This window comes from Holdemania sp. 1001095H_141210_F2, from assembly GCF_015558105.1.
In the GTDB taxonomy this organism is placed as follows: Bacteria; Bacillota_I; Bacilli_A; order Erysipelotrichales; family Erysipelotrichaceae; genus Holdemania.
Window position 1 is genome coordinate 24,272 of sequence record NZ_JADNPO010000035.1, and the last position, 9,404, is coordinate 33,675.

At 51.2% G+C, this 9,404-nt stretch carries 10 protein-coding genes and 1 pseudogene; 7 read left to right on the forward strand and 4 right to left on the reverse strand.

From position 1 onward, the window contains the following. The first annotated feature begins 75 nt into the window (after window positions 1-75). Both I2G61_RS14585 and I2G61_RS14590 read left to right on the forward strand, forming a co-directional pair. Window positions 76-1,854 (forward strand): beta-galactosidase family protein, encoded by a 1,779-nt coding sequence (locus I2G61_RS14585; protein WP_195548395.1) that lies wholly within the window; start codon window positions 76-78, stop codon window positions 1,852-1,854. Window positions 1,855-1,858: 4 nt separating this feature from the next. Beyond that, window positions 1,859-2,011, forward strand: a complete 153-nt coding sequence (locus tag I2G61_RS14590) for a hypothetical protein (RefSeq protein WP_159432828.1) — start codon at window positions 1,859-1,861, stop codon at window positions 2,009-2,011. Between the two features lie 548 nt (window positions 2,012-2,559). On the opposite strand, the gene I2G61_RS14595 is transcribed toward I2G61_RS14590, so the two are convergent. The 3 genes from I2G61_RS14595 to I2G61_RS16680 all read right to left on the reverse strand — a co-directional run bounded on the left by I2G61_RS14595 (window position 2,560) and on the right by I2G61_RS16680 (window position 5,177). Next, on the reverse strand, window positions 2,560-3,438 hold the full coding sequence (locus I2G61_RS14595) for an MBL fold metallo-hydrolase (protein WP_195548396.1): 879 nt from the start codon (window positions 3,436-3,438) through the stop codon (window positions 2,560-2,562). Between the two features lie 219 nt (window positions 3,439-3,657). Beyond that, entirely contained in the window at window positions 3,658-4,932 is a 1,275-nt protein-coding gene (locus I2G61_RS14600) for a DEAD/DEAH box helicase (protein WP_195548397.1), read from the reverse strand. Between the two features lie 122 nt (window positions 4,933-5,054). After that, window positions 5,055-5,177, reverse strand: a complete 123-nt coding sequence (locus tag I2G61_RS16680; protein ID WP_255370403.1) for a hypothetical protein — start codon at window positions 5,175-5,177, stop codon at window positions 5,055-5,057. A gap of 60 nt (window positions 5,178-5,237) precedes the next feature. On the opposite strand from I2G61_RS16680, the gene I2G61_RS14605 reads away from it, so the two are divergent. The 4 genes and pseudogenes from I2G61_RS14605 to I2G61_RS16560 all read left to right on the forward strand — a co-directional run bounded on the left by I2G61_RS14605 (window position 5,238) and on the right by I2G61_RS16560 (window position 8,061). After that, a complete protein-coding gene (locus I2G61_RS14605) occupies window positions 5,238-5,444 on the forward strand; it encodes a hypothetical protein (RefSeq protein ID WP_072685591.1) in 207 nt (68 codons plus the stop codon). A 26-nt stretch (window positions 5,445-5,470) separates the two neighbouring features. Continuing rightward, entirely contained in the window at window positions 5,471-6,304 is an 834-nt protein-coding gene (locus I2G61_RS14610) for a bifunctional 2-polyprenyl-6-hydroxyphenol methylase/3-demethylubiquinol 3-O-methyltransferase UbiG (RefSeq protein ID WP_072685590.1), read from the forward strand. Between the two features lie 246 nt (window positions 6,305-6,550). Continuing rightward, window positions 6,551-7,384 (forward strand): RNA polymerase sigma factor, encoded by an 834-nt coding sequence (locus tag I2G61_RS14615; protein ID WP_195548398.1) that lies wholly within the window; start codon window positions 6,551-6,553, stop codon window positions 7,382-7,384. Continuing rightward, window positions 7,372-8,061, forward strand: a pseudogene (locus tag I2G61_RS16560) (DUF2461 domain-containing protein). The gene I2G61_RS14615 and the pseudogene I2G61_RS16560 overlap by 13 nt, the downstream one beginning before the upstream one ends. Before the next feature lie 132 nt (window positions 8,062-8,193). On the opposite strand, the gene I2G61_RS14630 reads toward I2G61_RS16560, so the two are convergent. Further along, a complete protein-coding gene (locus tag I2G61_RS14630; protein WP_195548401.1) occupies window positions 8,194-8,991 on the reverse strand; it encodes a Nif3-like dinuclear metal center hexameric protein in 798 nt (265 codons plus the stop codon). A 200-nt stretch (window positions 8,992-9,191) separates the two neighbouring features. On the opposite strand from I2G61_RS14630, the gene I2G61_RS14635 reads away from it, so the two are divergent. After that, on the forward strand, window positions 9,192-9,365 hold the full coding sequence (locus I2G61_RS14635) for a hypothetical protein (protein ID WP_229100775.1): 174 nt from the start codon (window positions 9,192-9,194) through the stop codon (window positions 9,363-9,365). The last annotated feature ends 39 nt before the right edge of the window (window positions 9,366-9,404 follow it).

Consider the following 9,404-nt stretch of genomic DNA (forward strand, 5'->3'; position numbering starts at 1 on the left):
CAAAAAACAAGAATTCCTTTCTTTTTTACGATTTCTTTTCTACAATAAAAGGTAGAGAAAGATGAGGAAACAATCATGACTACCTTTGCGATTCAAGATGATTTTATGCTTAACGGCCAGCCGGTCAAACTGATCTCCGGCGCGCTGCATTACTTCCGGATCGTTCCTGAATATTGGCAGGATCGTCTGGAAAAATTAAAAAATATGGGCTGCAACTGCGTGGAAACCTATATCCCATGGAACTACCATGAACCGAAAAAGGGCCAGTTTGATTTCAGCGGACGCAAGGACGTCGCGCGCTTTGTCCGCTTAGCTCAGGCTTTAGGTTTGTGGGTCATTTTACGGCCGACGCCGTACATCTGCGCGGAATGGGAATTCGGCGGTCTGCCGGCATGGCTGTTAGCGGACGATTCAATGCGCGTGCGTTCGACCTATCAACCCTATCTCGACGCGGTCGACGCCTACTACGCCGAGCTGTTCAAGGTGATCCGGCCGTTGTTTTTCACTCACGGCGGACCGGTGCTGATGTGCCAGATTGAAAATGAATATGGCTCCTTCGGCAACGACAAGCAATATCTCAAGGCGATCAAGCGTCTGATGGAAAAGCATGGCTGCGATGTGCCGATGTTTACATCCGACGGCGGCTGGCGTGAAGTGCTCGACGCCGGAACCTTACTCAATGAAGGCGTGCTGCCGACGGCCAACTTCGGCTCGCGCACCGACGAACAGATCGGCGCGCTGCGTCAGTTCATGGACGACAACGACATCCACGGCCCGCTTATGTGCATGGAATTCTGGATCGGCTGGTTCAACAACTGGGGATCGCCGCTGAAAACCCGCGACGCGAAGGATGCGGCGGACGAGCTGGACGCGATGCTGCGTCAGGGCAGCGTCAACATCTACATGTTCCACGGCGGCACCAATCCGGAATTTTATAACGGCTGCAGCTACCACAACGGCATGGATCCGCAGATCACCTCTTACGACTATGCCGCTCCGCTGACGGAGTGGGGTACGGAAGCAGAAAAATACGCCGCTTTCCGCGAGGTCATCGCCAAATATCATCCGATCACTCCGGTGCCGCTGTCCACGCCGATCACCTTTAAAAGCTATGGCGAACTGCGCTGTGAGAACAAGGTTTCCTTATTTAATACACTTTCCTCGCTGGCAAAGCCGATCGAAACCGACATTCCTCAGCCGATGGAAAAGCTGGGGCAGGGCTACGGCTACATCCTGTACCGCGCGCATGTCGGCAAAGCGCGCGAGCTGGCCAAAGCCAAGCTGGCGGATTGCGACGACCGCGCTCAGGTATTTGTCAACCAGAAATTGATCGCCACACAATACAAGGAAACGATGGGAAGCAACATCCCGCTTACGCTCGATCATCCGACTGACAACGTGATCGACATTCTGGTGGAAAACCTCGGCCGCATCAACTACGGCGCAAGTCTGGTTTCTCCGCATCAGCGCAAGGGCATCAAAGGCGGCTTCATGCTGGACCTGCACTTCCACACCGGCTGGCAGCAGTATTGCCTGGAGCTGAACAATGTCGATCAGGTTGATTTCATCGGCGATTATCAGGAAGGTGTTCCGGCATTCTATCAATTTACCGTAGACATTGAAGAACCGGCGGATACGTTCCTGAACCTGAACGGCTGGGGCAAAGGCACAGCGTTTTTGAACGGGGAAAATCTTGGGCGGTTCTGGGAGCTGGGCCCGACGCATTATCTGTATATCCCGGCGCCGTTATTGAAAAAAGGTAAAAATACGATTGTCCTGTTTGAAACAGAAGGCAGAACCGGAACAGTCTCGCTGGACGACCAGCCGCTGATCGATCAGCCGCAGGAAGCCTGAGCCGATGGTCTGGGGAATTCTCTTTCAGCTTCTCATCCTCTTGATCGCACTCACCCTCGTTTATGAAATCATCCGATGTGCGGTGAAACAGGGAATCCTTGACGCCAAAGCGGAGCTTGAGAAAACTGACAAGAAAGACCGGCAAGATCTCCAATAATCAAAGTCCTTTAAAAAAACAGAGCTATCAGCACGTCCTATCATGAGGAGTTCAGAAACTCCCGGACAGGTTGAAAAGCTCCGTTTTTTAATTTAATGGTTTTCTTATTTTCCTATTATTCAAGGTATCTCAGGCTTCATCCGCAATCAGCCAATCCACAACGTTCACCGATTTTATTTTCTTATAAGAAGCGTTCAGTCCCGGATACAGGGATACAATTATCTTCTCATAATGATCAAAGAAACAGGCTTCTGATAATAAGATAGATATCACAGTTGAAATCGATCTGGAAGGCGTTGACCGCCTCTTCCCCAGCGGGGATCCATTGAACTTCATCGAAAAAGATACATTTTTTAATCAATGTAGTTCCATATAACTCACTTATTCCTTCTATTCTATATATTCCCTTGCCTTCTTCAACCACGGTGACTGAAACAGTTCTTATGACTAACAAATTTCTCCAAAGTTCTCATTCACAAGTAGAAAAAAGCCGGACATCAAAGTCCGACTCTTTCATCATCTATCTGCAGATTCCCGATTAATCGTGGTTATTTGCCCTGCGCCGCCGCGACGTTGTGTTCGCACATTGCATGCAGCGGCGTAGCTGGAATGACTTTAGAATTCTGTGTTCTGTCGGTCAGGCTGTCGGCACAGTACACTAACGAAAAGCCTTTCCATGACGCCCGCCGGTAATGAGCTTGGTGATAGGGGAAATGCCGATCCCGGGCGCTGTAGGTCGCGGAGCTGCAGTCGAGACAACCTTCTTCTCCGGCCAGAATCCGATCGCAGAGTTCGATCATGATTGTCAGGACTTCCGGTTTCAACGGTGAACCGTTATGACCGGTGCAGATCCAGTCAAATTCTTCACGCCGCAGATCAAGCCTGATCAACAATCTCCGGTAATCGCTCACGGTCGCCGCCGGCTCGCTGTGAAACTGCCCCGCTTTCTCCGCAAAGCCCGGCAGAAGCAGCACCTGATCCACGTCCAGTTCATCGCCGGCATAGAGGATTCTTTCCGTGTGATCAAAAATCATGATATTGCCCGGAGCGTGACAATCGCAAAGCAGAATTTCCAAGCACCGTTGTCCGAGTTTAAGAATCTGATGGTCCTGCACAAATACCGGCGTATAATCCAAATTCAGCTTCGCGGGATCCTCGTCCATCGCGTTGCAGCTGGACGCCGCCGTTCTTTCCGTCATATACACTTGATCAAATAAGCCGCATTGACCGGTATGATCAATATGGGCATGGGTGCAGATCACCGTCCTGACCGGTTTCTGAATTAAAGCTTCACAGAACTGACGAATCTGGACTTCCCCGCAGCCGCAGTCGATCAGCGCCGGGACCTCTCCGTCCAACAGATAACAGTCGCAGCCGCAGCCCCTTATCCGCCATGTCGTTTTTGTGATCGGTTCCGCCTGAATCATCCTCATGTCCTCCTTGTTTTTAACATTGGTTTTTCTCTTCTTTATTGTAAAGGGGAAAAGCTCAAATGCCAACTCGCAAAGGGAGAAATTCGCGGTGAAAGTCCCCGGGCTAGCGCGAATCCTCGCTGTGACATAACTTTCCCTGAACAAAAGAAAGAACAAAAGAAACAAGAAAAAAGATCGAAAACGGAAATGCTTTCGATCTCATATTCTTCTTCCTTACTTCGCCGCCTCGCGCGACTTCTGCGCGTGAGCTGGACGACGCCGGCGAGCTGGCCGATGACCGGCTGGTTTATTCGCCGGACTGGCTGGCGCCTGGTTCGGGGAAACCTCTGTTTTGGACTCTGCCGCCTGCGGCTGGACCGTAGTTTTAGCCTCAGGATCCTTGACGACCGGAATCGTATACCGGATCAGTTTTTCGATATCCTTCAAATAAGCGCGTTCATCGTTCTGGCAGAAGGAGATCGCAATCCCTTCCTGCCCTGCCCGGGCTGTCCGGCCGATCCGGTGAACATAGGTCTCGCTGATATTGGGAATGTTGTAATTGATGACATGGGAAAGCTTCTCAATGTCAATGCCGCGCGCCGCGATGTCGGTCGCCACCAGCACCTGGATCTCATGATTCTTAAATGCGGCCAGCGCTTTCTGCCGGGCGTTCTGCGATTTGTTGCCATGGATCGCCATCGCCTGAACTTGCCCCTTGGTTAAAAAGCGGACGACGCGGTCAGCTTCATGTTTGGTCCGGGTAAAGACCAGCGCGGAGGTGACTTCCTCCTTCTTCAAGACCCGCAGCAGCAGGTCGTTCTTTTCGTGCTTTTCCACATAGTACACACGCTGTTCGATCTTTTCAATCGGCGTGGATACCGGCGTTGCTTCCACGCGGACTGGATTCTTCAGCAGCGAAGCGGCCAGCCCGGCGATCTCTTTCGGCATCGTCGCCGAGAACAGCAGCGTCTGCTTTTTGTTCACCAGCAGCGCGCTGACGCGTTTTACATCGTGGATAAAACCCATGTCCAGCATCCGGTCGGCTTCGTCGAGCACAAAGATTTCCACCTGGCTCAGATCCAACAGACGCTGGCCGACCAGATCGAGCAGACGGCCCGGCGTCGCGATCAGAATATCCGCGCCCTTTTTCAGCTGATCGACCTGCGCGCCCTGCTTAACGCCGCCGAAAATCACGACGGTCTTCAACGGCAGGCCCTGACCGTACAGCTGGAAGTTATCCACAATCTGGATCGCCAGCTCGCGGGTCGGGGTCAGCACCAGCGCCTTGATCGCCCGCTTGCCTTTCTGCGGCTGTTTCATCAGCTGGTCGAGAATCGGCAGTGCAAACGCTGCAGTTTTGCCTGTGCCGGTCTGCGCCAGCCCCAGCAGATCGCGCCCCTCCAAGACCGGCGGGATCGCTTTCTGCTGAATCTTGGTCGGGGTCGTATAGCCCATCCGCTGGCAATTTTTCAAGATTGACGGATGGATTGGTAATTCGTTAAATTTCATGGTTCACTCTTTCTATTCCTAATTCAAAAACAGTGCTTCGGCGCACTGTCAGGATGTCATAACACAATTATGCATCAAGAAATGGGACTTACGGTACATAGTATAGCTCATCTTCGTCTATTTTACCAGAAAAAAGCGCGGAACCCCTTTTCCTGCAGCGCCTCCGCTCCTAAAAACAGGACGGCTTCATTGTCAAAATCCATGCCGCAAGAAACGAACAGTCCCGGAATGATCGCGATTGCCATCAGGCTTATTTCCCGTTACAATAAAGGCGCAAGCTCACAAAAAAGGATGGATTCTGTCCGGTGTCCGGTCCTGAAATCTGCGTCCAGCAAAACGTGGAAAAAGAAAATATCATCGCCGGCTGCTGTCAGGAAAGTATGTTACAAGCAGCTCTTTTGGGGTGCGATGGGATTTTCCACAACGATTTTTCGTTGATCAACAAGCGTTTCCCAGGCGTTTTCGAGGAAAAAGCGTTCCTCGCTGCCCCTCAAGCTCATTCCCACGGTTAAAAATCCGAAAAGAAAGGACAAAATTCATGAAAAACTTTATTTCTCAGATCCAAACCCGGCCGGCCTTATATCAACAGAGTCAGGCGAATATCTGGACTGATCCCTATCTGTCGCAGAAAATGCTCGAAGCTCATCTGGATGAAACGACCGATGGCGCGACACGCCGGGGAGACTTCGTCAGGCAATCCGCAGCCTGGATCGCATCCCAGCTGCCGCCGGATCAGTATCCCCAGCTTCTGGATTTAGGCTGCGGGCCGGGAATCTATGCGGAGCTCTTTGCCCGGCAGGGATATCAAGTTTCCGGAATTGATTTCTCCGTCCGCTCGCTGGATTACGCGAAGCAGTCCGCGGCAGAAAAAGGCCTCTCGATCCAATATCGTCAGGGGGATTACACCCAGATCGAATTCGGCGGGCCATTCCATGTGATCACGCTGATTTATTGTGATTTCGGCGTGCTGATGCCTTCCGCCCGAACAGCCTTATTAAAGCAGATCTACGCTTCCCTGCTTCCCGGCGGTGTTTTTCTGTTCGACGTGTTTACACCGCTGAACTATGAGGGCAAGCCTGAAACGAAGCGTTGGTTCGTTGAAGAACAAGGCTACTGGAGCGAGGAGCCGGCGTTGGTCCTGCACGCGTTTTATCGGTATGATCAGGACGCTTCGTATTGTAACCAATATGTCACGATCAAGCCTGACGCGTACACAATCTATCACGTCTGGGAACATGGATTTACCGCTGCAGAATTAGAGCGGGATTTGACCGCGGCGGGCTTTCAGTCCGTTACGTTTTATGGCGATGTGGCAGGCGGGCCGCTGGAAAAAGACAAAACAACGCTGTGTGTGCTGGCAAAAAAGGAATGACGGCTGCGAAAAAAGAACCAATACATTGTCAAAGGATAAGAAGGAAGACCGCTGACTACCACTCTTATCCTGTGACGCGCTGTCCCTTGTTCGCCGCTATGCGAGCCAGCGCTATCCCCAAAACGGATTTTCCGCCTATCCTCGTCTCATGCGGTATCCTGAATTTAAAAATTTTTACAAAAATAACGCAAAAAAATGTCACACAAAGAATTCCCTTCCGTCTAATTATTGAAAGGAGAAATTCAGATGGACAATCAAACTCAACCGCTATCCCCCGCTTTGATTGAGGAGGTGCTGGCGCATAAACCACAGGCCGCGGCAGAATTAGTCCGGCAGCTGCAGACGCCGATCTTTAACCTGGCGCTGCGGATGCTTGGTAGCGTGGCTGACGCCGAAGACGCAACGCAGGAAATCCTGCTTCTGGTTTTGGAAAAACTGCCGGGCTTCCGCGGGGAAAGTGCCTTAAGCACCTGGGTCTACCGGCTTGCGGTCAACCGGCTGATCGACGAAAAGCGCTCGATGTTCGCCACGCATCCGCTGAGCTATGAGGCCTATGCTCAGGATATTCAGGCATACCAGAAAGAATCGCAGCGGGAAGATAAGCAGATTCTGGCCCGGGAACTGAAATATTCGTGTACCAACGTCATGCTTCAATGTCTGAAGCCGCAGGATCGCTGCATCTTCATTCTGGGCACAATGTTTAAAGCCGACAGCCGGCAGGCGGCGGAAATCCTGAACTTAACGCCGGAAGCTTACCGCCAGCGGCTATCCCGCGCCCGTCGGAAAATGGCCGATTTCATGTCGCAGTATTGTTACCTGGCTTCCGGCGGCTGTCGCTGCACCTGCCGGATCGACTTTGCGATCGGCACGCGCCGGCTGGATCCGGACAATCTGGAATATTCCAAGCTGCCGACAGCCGAACCTCAGGTTTTACATCAGCATTTAGAAGCGATGGAAAAAATTGAGGAACACATGACGGTATTCGATACCCTGTCCGCCTACGCGCTGCCGGAAGAAAAGCGGCAGAAATTACAGGAAGTGGTCGCTTCCGTCTGGATGGAAAAAGTATGTCAGAATTAAATTTTGATCTGGCCCTGACGCAGCAGTTTCTTGGCGATCTGGCCCGCAGCAATAGTCTGGACTGGATGCATGCGCATCAGACAGACTACAAGCTGGCGCGAAAACAATTTGAAAATCTGGCCCGTGCGGTCAACGAACAGCTGGCGGTAAACGACCCGCGGCGGCTGGACATCGACATTTCCCGCCGGATCAGCCGGCTGAACCGGGACACCCGGTTTTCCAACGATAAGTCGCCCTACAACCCGGTCTTCCGGATTCATTGTTCTCCCTGGGGATCCCAGCCGATTCCCTGCGATCTGTTCCTCGCTCTGACACCCGCTGCCTTGCTTGTGGGCGGCGGCTTGTTTGCTTCGCAGTTTGCGGAAGCGACCATGCTGGTCCGTCAGGCAATTCTGGATCAAGCTGACGTTTTCAGTGCGCTGATCCAGACGCCGGACTTCGCCGTCTGTCTGCCGGTCAAAGGAGAAAGCCTGAAATGAGTGCCAAAGCCATTTCCTGCCGATCATCCGCTGGCGGATTATCTGAAGATGAAGTCATGGTATCTCGAATGCTACATCGAGGGCAATCAGTCCGCTTCAGAAGTCGTCGGTCAGATCGTAAGACTGGCTGAAACCATGCGGCCGTTCAACGAATTCCTGAACCGCGCGCTGGCTTCCTTCACGATGCCGCAGCGCTGAGACCGTCCTCATTGAATCGTTATAAAAGCCGGGGATCTCGGATACTCCCGGCTTTTCTTCTCTGTTCTATTTCGTCAGACTCGTATTTTACCAATTTTTGGAACAATTAGTTTATAACGGATTCCTTTTCACTCAATCTTCTGCCGGAGCCTCGATCAGGGTAAACTGAAATCCCTCGTCCAGTTTAACGAATCGGCAATCAGGAAATACTTTGCTTAAATAGTGGACCATGCCGGCCATGCCTTCCATCTCATTGGTAGAATGATGGCAGAGAATGCAGGGAATTTTGGCATCCAGACACCATTGCAGATCGATCCAGTTCGTGAAGCCATCGTCAGCCAGGATCATGCAATCCACATTCTCCAGCATCATCACCTGCGAATTCATCGCCGCGCCGACGCCCATGCCTAATTTCGTTACCCGCTGATCCGGATTCCCCAGAATTTCCACATACCCGCAGCCATGCGGCTTCAAGGCTTTCGCCAGTTTTTCCGCCAGCTCTGAAACGGTTTCCTTCTCTATCGCCGCATAATGATAAAAAGAGGAAACCGGGCGTTCGTCAAAGGAAATCCCGGTACTGCGCGCCAGCGAATCCGCCACACCATAGAATGGAAACTGATCCCAGCCGTCATGACAGCGATATATGGTAATCTGATGTTTTTGGCAAAGCTTGATCTTTTGATCGCGCAGGTCTTTCATCGTCTTATACGGCGCGGTTGTTTCCACATAGAGGCAATTTTCGTGCGAAATGATAAAATGAATATCCTGCCGGATGCATTCCTCGATCACTTTCATCGTTGCGACCCAGCAGACAGCCACTTGACTGACCTCGGAACTCCCTCCGTCGATCAGGATAAAATCCCGGGTTTTGCGGTAATCCACCCAGGGCGTATGACTTTGAATATGATCAATTATTGTTTGTATTTGCATAAACGAACCTCCTTTGTTTTCATTATAAGCCGAAATCGAGTGTCCGGTCTTATCAATTTGTCTCTATTATATTTTTTTCAATGTTGTCTCTGATTTCATGCGTCCATCATTATTGCATCACTTTCTTACAAAATCCGCGGCGCTCTATGTTTCTGTCATAAAATCTTATATAATTTCCTTAAAAGAAATGAGGATCCGTAATGGAATTCAAATTTGTAACCTTAACGCCGGATAATCTTGCATCCGAGCATCTCAGCTGCATTATCCGCACGAAAAAAGCACATCCGGGAGTGGAAGCCAAACGCCAGTGGCTGGCTGAGCGGCTTTCAGAGGGTCATATTTTCCGCAAACTGGACGCAAAAGAAATTAGATAATAAAAAACAAGAGTTTTTTGCGTGAATTTGAAAAATCTC